13 protein-coding genes are annotated in these 14,283 nt (G+C 71.0%); 5 read left to right on the top strand and 8 right to left on the bottom strand.

The window, feature by feature from the left end; genetic code table 11:
- Positions 1-110: 110 nt before the first annotated feature.
- From mnhG to ACFVX4_RS21150, 6 genes are read right to left on the bottom strand one after another with little or no spacing between them, the layout of a single operon-like run.
- Complete coding sequence (gene mnhG / locus ACFVX4_RS21125; RefSeq protein ID WP_389979432.1) at positions 111-464, bottom strand: monovalent cation/H(+) antiporter subunit G; 354 nt, start codon at positions 462-464, stop codon at positions 111-113.
- Positions 461-799, bottom strand: a complete 339-nt coding sequence (locus ACFVX4_RS21130) for a monovalent cation/H+ antiporter complex subunit F (protein ID WP_389979436.1) — start codon at positions 797-799, stop codon at positions 461-463. The genes mnhG and ACFVX4_RS21130 overlap by 4 nt, the downstream gene beginning before the upstream one ends.
- On the bottom strand, positions 796-1,425 hold the full coding sequence (locus ACFVX4_RS21135) for a Na+/H+ antiporter subunit E (protein WP_389979439.1): 630 nt from the start codon (positions 1,423-1,425) through the stop codon (positions 796-798). Before ACFVX4_RS21135 ends, ACFVX4_RS21130 begins: the two co-directional genes overlap by 4 nt.
- Positions 1,422-3,077, bottom strand: coding sequence for a Na+/H+ antiporter subunit D (locus tag ACFVX4_RS21140; protein ID WP_389979442.1), 1,656 nt, complete (start codon positions 3,075-3,077; stop codon positions 1,422-1,424). The genes ACFVX4_RS21135 and ACFVX4_RS21140 overlap by 4 nt, the downstream gene beginning before the upstream one ends.
- The gene (locus tag ACFVX4_RS21145) at positions 3,074-3,676 is read right to left on the bottom strand and encodes a Na(+)/H(+) antiporter subunit C (protein ID WP_389979445.1); all 603 of its coding nucleotides are present in this window, start codon (positions 3,674-3,676) and stop codon (positions 3,074-3,076) included. The genes ACFVX4_RS21140 and ACFVX4_RS21145 overlap by 4 nt, the downstream gene beginning before the upstream one ends.
- Positions 3,673-6,597 carry a Na+/H+ antiporter subunit A gene (locus ACFVX4_RS21150; RefSeq protein ID WP_389979448.1) on the bottom strand — a complete coding sequence of 975 codons (2,925 nt, stop codon included), beginning with the start codon at positions 6,595-6,597 and terminating at the stop codon, positions 3,673-3,675. Before ACFVX4_RS21150 ends, ACFVX4_RS21145 begins: the two co-directional genes overlap by 4 nt.
- A 409-nt stretch (positions 6,598-7,006) precedes the next feature.
- On the opposite strand from ACFVX4_RS21150, the gene ACFVX4_RS21155 reads away from it, so the two are divergent.
- From ACFVX4_RS21155 to ACFVX4_RS21175, 5 genes are all read left to right on the top strand, one after another.
- Positions 7,007-9,868: a nitrate- and nitrite sensing domain-containing protein gene (locus tag ACFVX4_RS21155; RefSeq protein ID WP_389979451.1), complete on the top strand. Its 2,862-nt coding sequence runs from the start codon at positions 7,007-7,009 to the stop codon at positions 9,866-9,868.
- Positions 9,865-10,302, top strand: coding sequence for a roadblock/LC7 domain-containing protein (locus ACFVX4_RS21160; protein ID WP_389979454.1), 438 nt, complete (start codon positions 9,865-9,867; stop codon positions 10,300-10,302). The genes ACFVX4_RS21155 and ACFVX4_RS21160 overlap by 4 nt, the downstream gene beginning before the upstream one ends.
- Positions 10,299-10,703, top strand: a complete 405-nt coding sequence (locus ACFVX4_RS21165; RefSeq protein WP_389979457.1) for a DUF742 domain-containing protein — start codon at positions 10,299-10,301, stop codon at positions 10,701-10,703. Before ACFVX4_RS21160 ends, ACFVX4_RS21165 begins: the two co-directional genes overlap by 4 nt.
- Before the next feature lie 6 nt (positions 10,704-10,709).
- Positions 10,710-11,279 (top strand): ATP/GTP-binding protein, encoded by a 570-nt coding sequence (locus ACFVX4_RS21170; protein ID WP_266428150.1) that lies wholly within the window; start codon positions 10,710-10,712, stop codon positions 11,277-11,279.
- A gap of 195 nt (positions 11,280-11,474) precedes the next feature.
- Positions 11,475-12,608, top strand: coding sequence for an FAD-dependent monooxygenase (locus tag ACFVX4_RS21175; protein WP_389979460.1), 1,134 nt, complete (start codon positions 11,475-11,477; stop codon positions 12,606-12,608).
- Positions 12,609-12,666: 58 nt separating this feature from the next.
- Here ACFVX4_RS21175 and ACFVX4_RS21180 read toward each other — a convergent pair whose 3' ends face one another.
- Both ACFVX4_RS21180 and ACFVX4_RS21185 read right to left on the bottom strand, forming a co-directional pair.
- Positions 12,667-13,068: a RidA family protein gene (locus tag ACFVX4_RS21180; protein WP_385328198.1), complete on the bottom strand. Its 402-nt coding sequence runs from the start codon at positions 13,066-13,068 to the stop codon at positions 12,667-12,669.
- The gene (locus tag ACFVX4_RS21185) at positions 13,065-14,192 is read right to left on the bottom strand and encodes an acyl-CoA dehydrogenase family protein (RefSeq protein WP_385328200.1); all 1,128 of its coding nucleotides are present in this window, start codon (positions 14,190-14,192) and stop codon (positions 13,065-13,067) included. The genes ACFVX4_RS21180 and ACFVX4_RS21185 overlap by 4 nt, the downstream gene beginning before the upstream one ends.
- Between the last annotated feature and the right edge of the window lie 91 nt (positions 14,193-14,283).

The following is a 14,283-nucleotide window of genomic DNA, read 5'->3' on the forward strand; positions in this document are numbered from 1 at the left end:
CCGGTGTTGTGAATCGCCGAGAGCGGCACCGGCCTGAAAGCGGGTGCGCGAATTGTCCTCGGTCACTCCAGGGTACTCCTGACCAGGGGGCTTCCGGTCCGTGATGCCGGTCAGTTCTCCTCGGTCAACTGCTCGTCCAGTTCATCGAAGAGCAGCTCGCCGTGGTCGATCTGGCCGGTCCGGTAGGCGGTTCGCGCCACCAGGTGGGCGGCGACGGGGCCGGTCATCAGCTGGAAGAAGCCGATCAGCGCGAGGGTGGCGAGATCCATGCCGCTGCGCAGCCGCAGGGCGACCCCGGCGAGGACCAGGAGCATGCCGAGGGTCTGCGGTTTGGTCGCGGCATGGCTGCGGGAGAGCACATCCGGCAGCCGCAGCATCCCGATCACACCGAGCAGGCAGATGCCCGCGCCGATGAGGACCAGGACAGCGCCCGCCATGTCGAGGATCCGGAGCCAGGTGTTCACCGCGATTTCCCCTCGGAGCTGTCGGGGCCGTCCCCGTTCACGCCGTGTCGGGGCGGCCGGTCTCGTACGGCGATGAAGCGGGCGATGCCGACCGACCCCGTGAATCCGAGGAACGCCAGCACCAGCATGATCGGGAAGTAGAACGAGTCGCGCGCGAAGGCGGACTTGGCGCCGAGGCCCGCGATGATGAGGGCGGCGCACACGTCCAGCGAGATGGCCCGGTCCAGCATGGAGGGGCCTCGCCAGATCCGGGCCAGGAGCCCCGCTCCGGCGACGACGATCACCACGACGGCCGCGGTGAGCAGCGCCCGGTCGACGGTCTCCGGCACACTCATGCGTCGCCCTCCCTGTCGGGTGGTGTGGTCGAGGGTGGCGGTCCGGCGACGCGGGCGATCTCGTCCGGGGTACCGAAGGCCCGTACGGTCAGCCGTTCGAGGCGCCAGACGGAGCGGCGTGCCGCGTCGAGTACGGCGGGTCTGTCCGCGTCGAGGACGTGCAGAAAGACGGTGGCCGTGGCGCGGCGTACCTCGACGACCGATCCGCCGGGCACGTTGGACACGGCGACGGCCGTGGCCGCGAGCATCAGGTCGGAACGGCAGCGCAGCGGTACCGCGATGACGGCGGCCCGGTGCGGGTGGTCGACGAAGATCTGCCGGGTGACGCGTACGCCCGAGGTGTACATGTCGTAGAGCAGGTACCCGGCGAGCATCAGGATTCCCCAGGGGTGCAGGCGGAGCCCGAGGTCGACGCGGGGCAGTGGGAAGGCCAGGCAGACGGCCACCGCGACGACCGCGCCGGTGAGCAGGTTGGCGGAGTTCGGGCTGGACCAGAGCAGCACCCAGATGAGGGTGAGCCAGGCGATCAGCGGGAGGTCGAGCACGCGTCGTCGCCGCCCGCCGAACTCGCAGCTGAAGGGCGGCAGGTCCTTGTTCCGGAAGGACAGCGTGATCAGGCGTTTCACCGGCCGAGCACCGCCTGGACGTAGGGGGCCCGCGCGATGAGTTCGGCGGCGGCGCGGTCGGTGTAGGAGGTCAGTGGTCCCGCGAACACGGTGAAGGCGAGGCCGAGCGCCACGGCCGCGGCGGTGGCCGCGGTCATCGGCCGCGGCAGTTTCGCGGTGGTGGTGACGGCGTGTCCGTGGAGGGTGGCCGCGACCGCACGCCCGGCGGGCTGATGGCGGGGGCGGACCGGTTCGTCGCCGGTTCCGGGGATGCGGTCGGGGCCCTCGTCGGCATCGTCGTCGTCCTCGTCGGAGTCGGACTCCAGGACGGTGCCGTCGGCGGCCTGTCCGGGGGGTGCGGCCCGCCAGAACGCCAGGTTCCAGACCTTGGCCACCACGTACAGGGTGAGGAGGCTGGCCACCGCCGACCCGGTGACGAGGATCCATGCCCAGACGCTGCCGTCGGCGACCCCGGCCCGCATCAGCCCGAGCTTGCCGATGAAGCCGGACAGCGGTGGGATGCCGGCCAGGTTCATGGCGGGTACGAAGAAGAGGACGGCGAGCAGCGGGGCGGCCTTGGCGAGGCCGCCGATCCGGGTGAGTTCGGTGGTGCCGCCCCGGCGTTCGATCAGCCCCGCCACCAGGAAGAGCGTGGTCTGGACGGTGATGTGGTGGGCGACGTAGACGATCGCGCCGCCGTACGCGTCCCGGGTGGCGAGGCCGATGCCGAAGACCATGTAGCCGATGTGGCTGATGAGGGTGAAGGAGAGCAGCCGTTTCAGGTCGGTCTGGGCCACGGCTCCGAGGATGCCGACGACCATCGAGGCGAGTGCGGCGGCCATCAGCAGATCGCCGAGCCGGTTGCCGGGGAACAGGAGTGTCTCCGTACGCAGCATGCAGTAGACGCCGACCTTGGTGAGCAGGCCGGCGAAGACGGCGGTGACCGGGGCGGGCGCGGTCGGGTAGGAGTCGGGGAGCCAGGCGGCGAGCGGGAAGACGGCGGCCTTGATGGCGAAGACGGTGAGCAGCATCGCCTGGATCAGGGTCTGGACGCCGAGCGGGAGTTCGGCGAGGCGGCCGGCCAGCTGGGCGAAGTTCGCGGTGCCGGTCGCCGCGTACGTCATGGCGATGGCGGTGAGGAACAGCATCGACGAGAACAGCGAGATGATCACGTAGGTGGAGCCCGCGCGGACGCGGGGTCCGGTGCCGCCGAGGGTGAGCAGCACGAAGCTGGCGACCAGCATGATCTCGAAGCCGACGTAGAGGTTGACCAGGTCGCCCGCGAGGAAGGTGCAGGAGACCCCGGCGACCAGGATCAGATAGGCGGGGTGGAAGACCGCCACGGGTGTCTCCTCGTCCCGGTCGGCCATGCCCTGGCCGAGGGAGTAGACCAGCACGCAGAGCGTGACGGCCGAGGAGACGGTCAGCATCAGTCCGGACAGCCGGTCGGCGACCAGGGTGATGCCGAGCGGCGGGGCGAAGTCGCCGAGGTGGACGGTGAGCGGGCCGCGGGTGTCGGCGACGATCATCAGGGTGAGGGAGAGCCCCAGTACGGCGGTGAGCACGGCGACGCTGATGAGCCGCTGGACCTGTTTGAGGCGGGTGCCGAAGGCGAGGCTCAGGCCGGTGGCGCAGAGCGGCAGCAGCACCGGCAGGGGGACGAGTGCGTTCATCCGGTGGCTCCCGGGTCGGCGTCGGGGTGGGCCTGCTGTGATGCGTAGTCCTCGGGGTCTGCGCCCAGTACGTCGTGCCAGAGGTCCCCGGTGGCGTCCCGGCCGCGGGCCTGCAGGGCGCGGTCGGCGCGCAGCCGGGCCCGCAGGCGGCGGCGCTCCTCGCGGTAGCGGGCGCGTTCCTCGTCCGTGACCTCGGAGGCGGCCCGGTAGCGGGCGCGCAGTTCGTCCCGCTCCCCCAGCACCTCGGAGCGCAGCGCGATGCGACGGTCCTCCAGGTCGTCGTGGACCTCGTCCGTGCCGGTCAGCTGGTGGCTGCGGTACGCCATGGCGAGGAGGAAAGCCGTGGTGGCGAGGGTGATGACGATCGCGGTGAGCGCGATCGCCTGCGGCAGCGGGTCGGTGACCCGTCCCAGCGGGACGCCGTAGAGGAGCGGTTCCGCCCCGGCCCGTCCGCCGGCGGCGAGGACGAGCAGGTTGATGCCGTTGCCCGCGATCACCGCGCCGAGCAGGATGCGGGTGAGCGGCCGGGTGAGCATGAGGATGCCGCCGACCGCGCACAGCACCGCGGCGGTGGCCAGGAGGGAGACGCTGACGGTCATCCGGGGGTGCCTTCCGTGCCGGGTGCCGCTCGCGGTGGTGTGGCGGTGCTCGCAGCCGCCTTCTCGGCTGCCGCGCGCTCGATCTGACGGTCGATCTTGGCGCCGAGCGCGCGCACGATGTCCAGCACCACGCCCAGGACCAGCAGGTAGACCCCGAAGTCGAAGAGGATGGGCGTACCGATGTGGTATTCGCCGATCAGGGGCAGCCGGCCGTGGTGGGTCCAGGCGTGCAGGACCGTTCCGTCGGCGAGGCCGAGCAGGGCGACGCCGGTGGAGACGAACAGCCCGAGGCCGGTGAAGAGACCGGGCTGCAGAGGGGCGGCCTCGGCCAGTTCGAACCGGCCACCGGCCAGGTACCGGGTGATCAGGGCGAGTCCGGCGACGAGCCCGGCGACGAAGCCGCCGCCCGGCATGTTCTCGGCGCAGAACAGCAGATACAGCGAGAGCACCAGGACCGGGTGGAACAGCAGCCGGGCCACGACCTCGAAGACGACGGAACGGTGCTCGGGCGCCAGCGTCGAGCCGGCCGCGAGCCAGCCGCGCTCCGGCGCCCCTTCGTCGCCCTGCGGAAGTCCCGTCATCCCGGGGGCCGTCAACGACCAGGCGGTACGTCCGCCCACCTCTTCGCGCAGCGACGGTCCCTCGGTCCGGCGGTGCAGATAGATCAGGCTCGTGACGCCGACCGCCGCGGCGGCGAGCACTGCGGACTCCCCCATCGTGTCCCAGGCCCGCAGGTCGACGAGGATGGTGGCCACGACGTCCTTCAGTCCGTGGTGGGAGACCTCCGCCACCATGGCCGCGCCCGCCGAATCCGCCGTACGGGCCGCCGCCGCGACCCACACCACCACGCCGAGCGTCGCCGCCGCGGCCAGCGCCACCGGGATGCGCACGGCACGTCGCCAGCTGCTGACGGACTCCTGGAAGTGCACCGGCATCCGCCGCAGCACCAGCACGAACACAATCATCGACACGGTCTCGACGCAGAACTGGGTGAGCGCCAGGTCCGGGCCGCCCTGGACGACGAAGAGCAGCGCCGCGCCGTATCCGGTCAGCCCGGCCAGGACCACGGCCTTCATCCGGCGTCTCACGGTGAGGCACAGTAGTGCGGCCGCGCAGGTCAGCACGGCGATGGCGCCCTGCAGGGGGGCGTCCCAGATCCTCGGGGCGGCGGCTGCACGCCAGGGCCGGTCCAAGCCGAGGACGGTGAGTTGACCGGCCAGCATCACGAGCAGGGTGGTGGCGAGGTAGACGGAGAGCGAGCCGCGCTGGACGAAGCCGGTGAGCTGGAGGGAGAGCCGTTCCAGGCCGAGCAGCAGATGCCCGAAGACGCTGTCGGCGGTCGGCCAGGCGATCCGCCGGGAGAGCCGGGTCACGGTGGTGCGGCCCATGAAGAGCACCACGCCGCCCGCGATGGCGACGGCCGAGAGCAGCAGGGCCGTCCCGAAGCCGTGCCAGAGCGCGAGGTGGTAGGGATGGGCGGACGGGGGGAACGCGTCCGCGTACGCGCTGAACAGCCGGTCGGTCCATCCGACGCCCGGCCCCAGCACCAGTCCGCAGAGCGCGAGCAGAGCGGGCGACGCGAGAAACGCCCAGCCGACCCGGTGGACCGGAGTGTCCTCGACCCCGGGCTTGCGGACGAAGGCGCCCCAGACGAACCGCACGGTGTACGCGACGGTCAGCGCCGAGCCCGCGACCGTGACACCCAGCGCCCAGCGGTCGGCGGCCGATCCGTGCAGCAGTGCCTCGAAGGCGGCCTCCTTCGCGGCGAAGCCGAGCAGCGGAGGCAGGGCGGCCATGGACGCCGCGGCCACCACCGCGACCGTGCAGACGTGCGGCAGCGCCCGGCCCACACCGGAGAGCTTCCGCAGATCACGGGTGCCGGCCGCGTGGTCGACGATGCCGGTGACGAGGAACAGCGGGGCCTTGAACAGCGCGTGGCCCAGGATCATGACAGCGGCGGCCAGTGCCGCGTCCCGGTTGCCGACCCCGGCGAGCAGGGTGAGGAAGCCGAGCTGGCTGACGGTGCCGTAGGCGAGGACGAGCTTGAGGTCGTTCAGGCGCAGCGCCCGCCAGCCGCCGAGCAGCATGGTCGCGGCGCCGAGGACGATCACGACGGGGCGCCAGACCGGTACGTCGGCGAAGCCGGGCGCAAGCCGGGCGACCAGGTAGACACCGGCCTTCACCATCGCGGCGGCGTGCAGATAGGCGCTGACCGGGGTGGGCGCGGCCATGGCGTTCGGCAGCCAGAGGCTGAACGGCCAGATCGCCGACTTCGACAGGGCCCCGCACAGGATCAGCACCACGGCGACCGAGACGGCGAGGCTCGCCCCGGGCGGGTCGGCGAGGATGGCGGAGATCCGGTAGGTGCCCGCCGACTGACCGATGATCAGGAAGCCGACGAACATCGCGAGGCCGCCGAGAGTGGTCACGGTGAGCGCCTGGAGCGCGGAGCGGCGGCTGTGCTTCTGCTCGCAGTCGTACCCGATCAGCAGGTACGAGAAGACGGTGGTCAGTTCCCAGAACACATAGAGCGAGATCAGGTCGTCGGCGAGGACCAGGGCAAGCATGGCACCCGCGAACGCGAGGAGGTTCCCGGCGAAGCCGGCCAGTTGCGGGGTCTCGTCGGTGAAGTACGAGGAGCAGTACAGCAGGACGAGCGTGCCGATTCCGGCCGCGAGCAGCACCATCAGTTCGGCGAGCGCGTCGAGCCGCAGATCAACGGTGACGCCGTACGCCGGCATCCACTGCCACGACCAGGTGACCGAGCCGCCGGACGCCGCGGTGTCCCACTGTGTGGCGGCCCACACGGTGGCGGCGGCCGGCGGCAGCGCGAGCACGACGAAGGCGCGCCTGCCCAGCGCTCGTACCAGCGGGCGCGCGCAGGCGGCCAGGACGAAGTGGCAGACGATGAGCGCGGTCATACGGCCCCGGGGGGCGTCCCGCGCCCGCCCCGGTCGGGAATCCGGGGCCTGGGCGATACATCATGAACAAAGGGCACTGAATACAGATATATCCCCGACCGTGCTTCACCCGTACGGCGCGCCGCGCCCCGCTCGGCACGGTGGGTTCACCTGCGCTCGCCGCAGGGCGCGGGGGCGGTTCGGTGCCCACCGGTGACCTTCCTCGGTCGGTTCGTGGCTCCTTACGGACGCCTCAAGCGTCCCGCGCGATCACCCGGCCCGCTACTCGAACCGGCCCGAACCGGTTCGAACCGGTCACCTCCGGGACTCGGTGGCAGAGATGTAGTTGATCAGCGATGCGCTTGTGAGCCCACTTTCTTGCCATTCTTGCAATGCAACTAATATCAATGTGTCAAAGTTCTCAACTGATTTGACCAGTCGTGAGGCTGGCACCACCATCAAGGAGCACGCCCTGCGCACGCGCGCCTCACGGCGGACCGAGTCGACCACTATGTCGCTGCGGACAGCCCTGCTCGTACTGGCCATCGTTCCCGGCGTCACACTGGCCGCCTTCTGGGCCGACACCAGTGGTCAGACCCTGTTGGACTTCCAGCGCCAGTCAGCCCAGGGACAGTTGGCCCAGAAGGCGGGTCAGCCCTCCAACATCGTGTATTACAATCTGCAGGAGGAGCGTCGACTCAGCGCCGAGGCGCTCGCCCGACACAAGGGCGCCACCGATGCGCTGCAGAAGCAGCGCAGGCTGACCGACAAGGCGATCGAGCGTTTCCAGTCGCTCTCCGATGTGGCGGCCGACGCCGCCCCCGCCGAGGTCCGTGACGCGGTCACCGAGGCCCGCAAGGAGATCAATCAACTGCCCGCCCAGCGCGCCCTCGTCAACGAGGGCGGCAACGACCAGCAGCAGGTCGTGTACGGCTACTACACGGACCTGATCGCGGTCGACCTCCAGCTCTTCACGGCGCTCAGCCATGTCGACAACGGCAGGATCACCACGCTCTCACAGCCGCTGGCCGACCTGTTCTGGACCAAGGAGATGATCTCCCGTTCGGATGCTCTGCTGGCGCGCGGCTGGTCGAAGGGGAAGCTGAGCACCGAGGATCTGAAGCAGGTTCGAGAGGCTGTTTCCGGCCAGTCGCTCCAGTACTCCACCAAGGTCGTCCCCTACCTGCCGCCGGACGAGAAGGCCGTGTGGGAGAAGATCACCCGCAGTCCGGCCTGGAAGACCAAGACGCGGGTGGAGAACGAGGTGCTGCGTCCGGCCGATGCCGACGCGGACGGGTTCGTCGCCATCGACGCCGAGGAGAAGGCCTGGCGCGGCGCGATGGACGAGGTCGGCCCGCAGATCGAGGAGCTGCTGGAGCACTCCACCGCTCTCGTGATCGAGGAGGGCGAAAGCAATGTGATGTCGCTGCTGTTCAAGATGGTGCTGACCACGGTGGTCAGCCTGGTCGCCGTGATCGCGGTCATCTGGACCACCTGGCGCCTCACCCGTAACCTCCGCCGCCGGATCGGCAGCCTGCAGGAGCGGGCCGAGGAGCTGGAGAAGGCCCTGCCCGATGTCGTCGAGCGCCTCGGACAGGGGGAGCGCATCGATGTCGAGGCCGAGGCCCGCGCCATCGAGCACGACAGCAAGGGCGGCAAGACCGACGAGCTGAGCCGGCTCGGCGACGCGCTCAATCTGGCGCGCACCAGTGCGCTGGTGGCGGCCGTCAAACAGGCCGATCAGCAACGCGGCTTCGAGCGGCTGCTCCAGCGCATCGCGCGCCGCACCCAGCAGTTGATCGGTCAGCAGCTCAAGAAGCTGGACGAGCTGGAGCGCAAGCACGAGGACCCTGAGGTGCTGGACGGCCTCTTCGACCTCGACCACCTCACCGCCCGACTGCGGCGGTACGAGGAGAACCTGGTGATTCTCGCGGGCGGTTCCCCGCACCGGCGCTGGCGCAAGCCGGTTCCACTGCTGGACGTGATGCGTTCCGCCCAGGGCGAAGTACAGGACTACCGGCGTGTGGTGCTGGATCTCGACGGCAGCCCCTGGCTGTCGGAGCGGGCCGTAGGCCCGCTCTCCCATGTGCTCGCCGAGCTCATCGAGAACGCGCTGAGCTTCTCCCGGCCGCCGAGCCCGGTGGAGGTCAGGGCCGCCAAGGTGAGCCGCGGTCTGGTCATCGAGGTCGAGGACCGTGGCCTCGGGATGGAGGAGGATCAGCTGGCCGCTGCCAACGAGCTGATGGTCCGGCCGCCCCGGATGGACATGCTCGCCCACTCCGACGACATCCGTCTCGGTCTCTACGTGATCGCACGGCTCGCGGTCCAGCACGACCTGCGGGTGGAGTTCCGCTCCTCGGCGTACGGCGGTACCCGGGTGGTCGTGCTCGTCCCCGACGAGCTCACCGTCTCCGCACCGCAGACCGGTCCGGTCGGTGTGCCGTCTCCCGCTGCTACCGCCCCCGCCGCCCCCGCCGCCCCCGCGGCCGACGGTGCACTGCCCACCCGCATCCAGGGTCAGGCACTGGCCGGAGTCACCGCGCTGAACACGGCAGGCGCGCCCTACTCCGCCCCGGAGCAGCCGTACTCGGCGCCGGAGCAGGAAGAGCAGCGGTACCAGGCGTCCGAGGACGCGTTCACGGACGGCCAGGAACAGCCCTACGCGGCACCGGAGAACACGATTCCGGTGTGGGCCGAGCCCTATGGGGCGCCTACGAGCCCGTACGCCACGCACGAGGCCCCGTACGGCCCGCCCGAGCAGCCGTACATGACGGCCGCCGGCCAGTACCCCGTGGACCAGCCGCCGTACGCGACGACCGATGAGCCGTACCCGGCCCCGCAGCAGCCTTACGCCGCCCCGTACCCCTCCGACGTCGAGGCGGACCGTCCCGGCCTCCCGATCCCCGGGCCCCGGCACTCTGGTACGGACACCGCCCGCCCCGCGCAGCTGCCGGTGTCCGTACCCGACCACTCGGCCCCGCCGGAGCCGGACGCCGCCCGCACGGAGAACCGGTCCGACCGGCACGCCCTCCCCGCGCCCGGCACGGAGCCCCCACTGCCGCGCCGGGTACGGCAGGCCAGCCTGGCAGACGAGCTGCGGGGCGACCCGGCCGCCCGGTCCGCCGAGCCCAAGCCGGCGAGCCGGTACGAGAAACCGCTGCTGCGACCAGCCCCGCAACGGGCCGGCGCCGCGATCGGGGCGTTCCAGCGTCGGTCCCGCGCAGCCCGCGCGACCGACGAGCCGCCGACACAGCCCGCCACCCCCCTCCCCACGAGAGAAGAACGGTCATGACACGCACAACTGCAACCCATCAGGATCTCGACTGGCTGCTCGACGGCCTGGTGGACTCGGTGGCCGAGACCCGGAACGCCATCCTGCTCTCCGACGACGGTCTGGTGGTGAGTCATTCGCGCACCATCGAGCGTGCAGACGCCGAGCGGCTGGCCGCCATCTGCACCGGCCAGCAGAGCCTGGCGCGCGGCGTCGGCCAGCTCTTCGACGGCGGCAGCGTGCACCAGGTCATCGTCGAGCTGAACGACCTCTGGCTCTTCATCATCGCGGCCGCCCAGGGCACCCACCTGGCCGTGATCGCCTCCCAGGAGGTGGATGCCGAGATCATGTCGCTCGCCATGCACAACCTCGTGCAGCAGGTCGGCCAGAAGCTCGGCACCCCGGCCCGCGGTGAGTTCGACGTCTTCGGCACCGGAGACGGACAGCGCGCGTGACCCCGTACTGGGAGGAGGAAGAGGAGGAGGACGGGGCGGGCACGATGGTGCGCCCGTACACCATCACCCGCGGCCGGACCGCTCCCGAGCGGGACGACTTCACCCTCATCACCGTGCTCACGACCGCGCAGGACCCACGGGACGAGCACGGTGCGCCGATCCTGCCGGGGAAGCTCCAGCCTGAGCACCGGCTGATCCTGGAGCGCTGCCGCCGCCCGTCCGCGGTCGCCGAGGTCTCGTGCGACCTCGGCCTCCCGGTGTCGGTGACCAAGATCCTGCTGGCCGACCTCGTCGCCCCGGGCCTGCTGTTGGCCCGTGCCCCGCTCTCGGTGGCGCGTGTGGCCGGCGGGGTCGACATGGGCCTGCTGGCCACCGTTCGTGACGGACTCCGGAGACTCTGAACCAAGATGACAAGCAGTCAGGCGGCTTCCGCCGCCGTCAAGATCCTCATCGCCGGAGGTTTCGGCGTCGGCAAGACCACCATGGTGGGCGCGGTCAGCGAGGTCGCCCCGCTGCGCACCGAGGAGTACCTGACCAAGGCCAGCATCGGTGTCGACGACCTCGCCGGTATCGGCGACAAGGACACCACCACCGTGGCCCTGGACTTCGGGCGGATCACGGTCAGTTCCGAGCTGGTGGTCTACCTCTTCGGCACCCCCGGCCAGGAACGCTTCTGGTTCATGTGGAACGACCTGGTCAACGGGGCGCTCGGCGGTGTCGTGATCGCCGACACCCGCAGGCTGGAGACGAGTTTCGCCTCGATCGACTTCTTCGAGAGCCGGGACATCCCGTTCGTGGTCGCGATCAACTGCTTCCACGGTCACAACACCCGTACGCCGGACGAGATCAGGACAGCTCTCGACCTCGATCCGCATGTTCCGCTGCTGATCGGCGATGTCCGTGAGCGGCCGTTCGGCCGGGACGTGCTGCTGGCCCTGGTGGACCACCTGATGAGCCTGCCCGTCGCGGCCGGCTGACCGTTCGGTTCCCCCTCGGACCGACCGGCAAATAGGGGGCGGCGTCGCGGGGCTGGGCACGCACATCTGCGCGGCGTTGTCGTCGGTCGACAGCGCTCCGCGTTGCAACTGCACGCACCCAGCCCCGCTCCCGCTCCTTCTCCCACTCCCCATTTTCCGGTCGGTCCTACTTCTCCCACTCTGGAGACACCTGAGATGGCAACACCCCTGCGCGTCCTGATGCACGGCGGCGGCATCGGCGGGCTCACCCTCGCCACCGCACTGGCCCGGCGCGGTCACACCGTCGAGGTCGCCGAGCTCCGTGACGAGCTGGACGCGCTCGGCGTCGGCATCATCCAGCCGTCCAACGCCCTCCACGTCATGCGGGAGATCGGGGCCCTCGACGACTGCCTGGAGGCGGGCTTCGAGTGGGAGATCCTGACCATCGCCGACCCGGCCGGCAACACGCTCGCCGAGATACCCCAGCCGCGGATGGGCGACGCCCCCTCGAACAACGGCATCCCGCGCCCCGCCCTCGCCCGGGTGCTGAACTCCGCCGCCGTCGGCGCGGGTGCGAAGATCCGCTTCGGCACCACGATCACCGAACTGACCGACGACGGCTCCGGCGTGGACGTCACCCTGTCCGACGGCTCCTCGGGCCGCTGGGACCTGGTGGTCGGCTTCGACGGCATCGGTTCGCCGCTGCGCACCCGGCTCTACGGGGACCGTTACACCCCCGAGTACACCGGCTTCGCGAGCTGGCGGGTGACAGTGCCCCGGCAGCCTCAGGTGGGGGGTGTGGTGATGGGTACCGCGGGCAAGGAGGCCAAGGCTCTGCTCACCCCGATCACCGATGAACTGATGTACCTGGGTGCGGTGTTCGCGGAGTCCGAGGACTTCCGTCCGGACCCGGAGCGGGCCCATGAGCAGCTCACGGAGCGGCTGGCGATGTTCTCCGGACCGGTCGCCGAGGCGCTCGCCACCGTCACCGACCCGGCCTCGGTGGTGTACTCACGGATCTCCCAGGTGACGGTCCAGGAGCCGTGGCACGTCGGCCGGGTCGTCCTGGCCGGTGACGCCGCGCACGCCTCCACCCCGCACATCGCGCAGGGCGCGGCGATGGCCGTCGAGGACGCGCTGGTGCTCGCCGAGTCGCTGGACACCGAGGCCGGTGTGGCCGCGGCCCTCGAAGCGTGGGAGGCGCGCCGCCGTCCGCGCGCCATGTGGGTGCAGGCCATGTCGCGTGCGGTGCTCAAGCAGGAGACGGGCACCGGGACCACGCCCGAGGAGGACGAGCTGCTGAAGGTCGGCATTGCGGGCGCGGCGCATGTGCTGGTGAAGCCGTACTGATCCGCGCGGATCCGCGCATTGCCGGACGGGCTCGGCATGCCCGACCCGTCCGGCGCGTTCACGGCAGCACCGCCACCCCGTCGATCTCGACGAGCGCCTGCTCGTCCCAGAGCCTGGCCACCCCGATGACCGCCATCGCCGGATAGTCGCGGCCCGCCAACTGCCGCCAGATCCGGCCCAGTTCGGCGGCCCGTTCGCGGTAGTCGGCCACATCGGTGGCGTACACGGTGACCCGGGCGAGGTCCGCCGGGGCGCCGCCCGCCGCGCGCAACGCGGTGAGCAGATTGGTGAGCGCCGTCGCGAACTGCTCGGGCAGATCGTCACCGACGACCTTGCCGTCCTGGTCGAGGGCGGTCTGCCCGGCCAGGAAGACCAGTTGGCCGCCGGTGACCGTGACGGCGTGCGAGAAGCCCGTGGGCGGGGACAGCTCGACGGGGTTGATCCGGTGGACCGGACTCATGCGGACGCCTCCCGGCTCGCGTACAGCTCCTTGGCGATGATCGTGCGCTGGACCTCGCTGGCGCCCTCGTAGATCCGTGGCGCGCGGACCTCCCGGTAGAGGTGTTCGAGGAGGTGGCCGCGGCGCAGGGCTCGGGCGCCGTGCAATTGGACGGCGGTGTCGACGACGTACTGCGCGGTCTCGGTGGCGTACAGCTTCGCCATGGCGGCCCGGCGCGGCACGCCGGACTCCCCCGCGTCGTACGCGGCGGCGGCCGCGTACACCAGGAGCCGGGCGGCCTCGGTGCGGGTCGCCATTTCGGCGACCTGGTGGGAGACGGCCTGGAGGTCCTTCAGCGGGCCGCCGAACGCGGTGCGGTGGGCGGTGTGTTCCACCGTGGCGTCGAGGGCGGCGCGGGCCATGCCGACGGCGAACGCGCCGACGCTGGGGCGGAACAGGTTGAGGGTGTCCATGGCGACCCGGAAGCCCCGGTCCGGTTCGCCGAGGACATCGTCGGGGGTGACCGGGACACCGTCGAAGTCCAGGGCCCCGATGGGATGCGGCGAGAGCATGTCGAGGGCGGTGCCGGTCAGCCCGGGGCGGTCGGCGGGGACCAGGAACGCAGTGACGCCACGGGAGCCGGCGCCCTGGGTCGTGCGGGCGAACACGGTGTAGAAGTCGGCCTCGGGCGCGTTGGAGATCCAGCACTTCTCGCCGGTCAGCCGCCAGCCGCCGGGGGTGTGTTCGGCGTTCAGGGCGAGGGCCGCCGCGTCGGAGCCCGCGCCCGGCTCGCTGAGCGCGAAGGCGGCGACGGCGCGGCCCGCGCGCACCTCGGGGAGCCAGCGTTCGCGGTGGGCCGGGGTGCCCGAACGGACCAGGGGGTGGGTGCCGAGGCCCTGGAGGGCCAGCGCGGTCTCGGCCTCCGTGCAGCCGCGGGCCAGGGACTCGCGGAGCAGGCAGAGATCGAGGGCGCCGGAGTTCAGCATCCGGTCGAGGAGGCCCGATTCGCCGAGTGCGGCGATCAGCGGGCGGTTGACATGGCCGGGGTCGCCCTTCTCCGCGAGGGGGCGCAGTTGCTGCTCGGCAAGGGTCCTCAGCTCTTCACACCAGGCGGTTTGTGCCGGATCGAGCGAGAATGCCGTCATACCGGCGCCTCTCTTGTCGCGTCTTCCCGTCTTCTCGTGCCCGTTCTTCGCATCAGTACTCCGGTCTGTCGTCCCGTCCGTTTCCGTGCTC

Source organism: Streptomyces sp. NPDC058240 (assembly GCF_042882135.1).
GTDB lineage: Bacteria > Actinomycetota > Actinomycetes > Streptomycetales > Streptomycetaceae > Streptomyces.

Coding starts and splice junctions, on each gene's coding strand:
- ACFVX4_RS21150 (WP_389979448.1), bottom strand. CDS start 6,597: ATGACCGCGCTCATCGTCTGCCACTTCGTCCTGGCCGCCTGCGCGCGC.
- ACFVX4_RS21185 (WP_385328200.1), bottom strand. CDS start 14,192: ATGACGGCATTCTCGCTCGATCCGGCACAAACCGCCTGGTGTGAAGAG.
- ACFVX4_RS21180 (WP_385328198.1), bottom strand. CDS start 13,068: ATGAGTCCGGTCCACCGGATCAACCCCGTCGAGCTGTCCCCGCCCACG.
- ACFVX4_RS21175 (WP_389979460.1), top strand. CDS start 11,475: ATGGCAACACCCCTGCGCGTCCTGATGCACGGCGGCGGCATCGGCGGG.
- ACFVX4_RS21160 (WP_389979454.1), top strand. CDS start 9,865: ATGACACGCACAACTGCAACCCATCAGGATCTCGACTGGCTGCTCGAC.
- ACFVX4_RS21145 (WP_389979445.1), bottom strand. CDS start 3,676: ATGACCGTCAGCGTCTCCCTCCTGGCCACCGCCGCGGTGCTGTGCGCG.
- ACFVX4_RS21140 (WP_389979442.1), bottom strand. CDS start 3,077: ATGAACGCACTCGTCCCCCTGCCGGTGCTGCTGCCGCTCTGCGCCACC.
- ACFVX4_RS21170 (WP_266428150.1), top strand. CDS start 10,710: ATGACAAGCAGTCAGGCGGCTTCCGCCGCCGTCAAGATCCTCATCGCC.
- ACFVX4_RS21130 (WP_389979436.1), bottom strand. CDS start 799: ATGAGTGTGCCGGAGACCGTCGACCGGGCGCTGCTCACCGCGGCCGTC.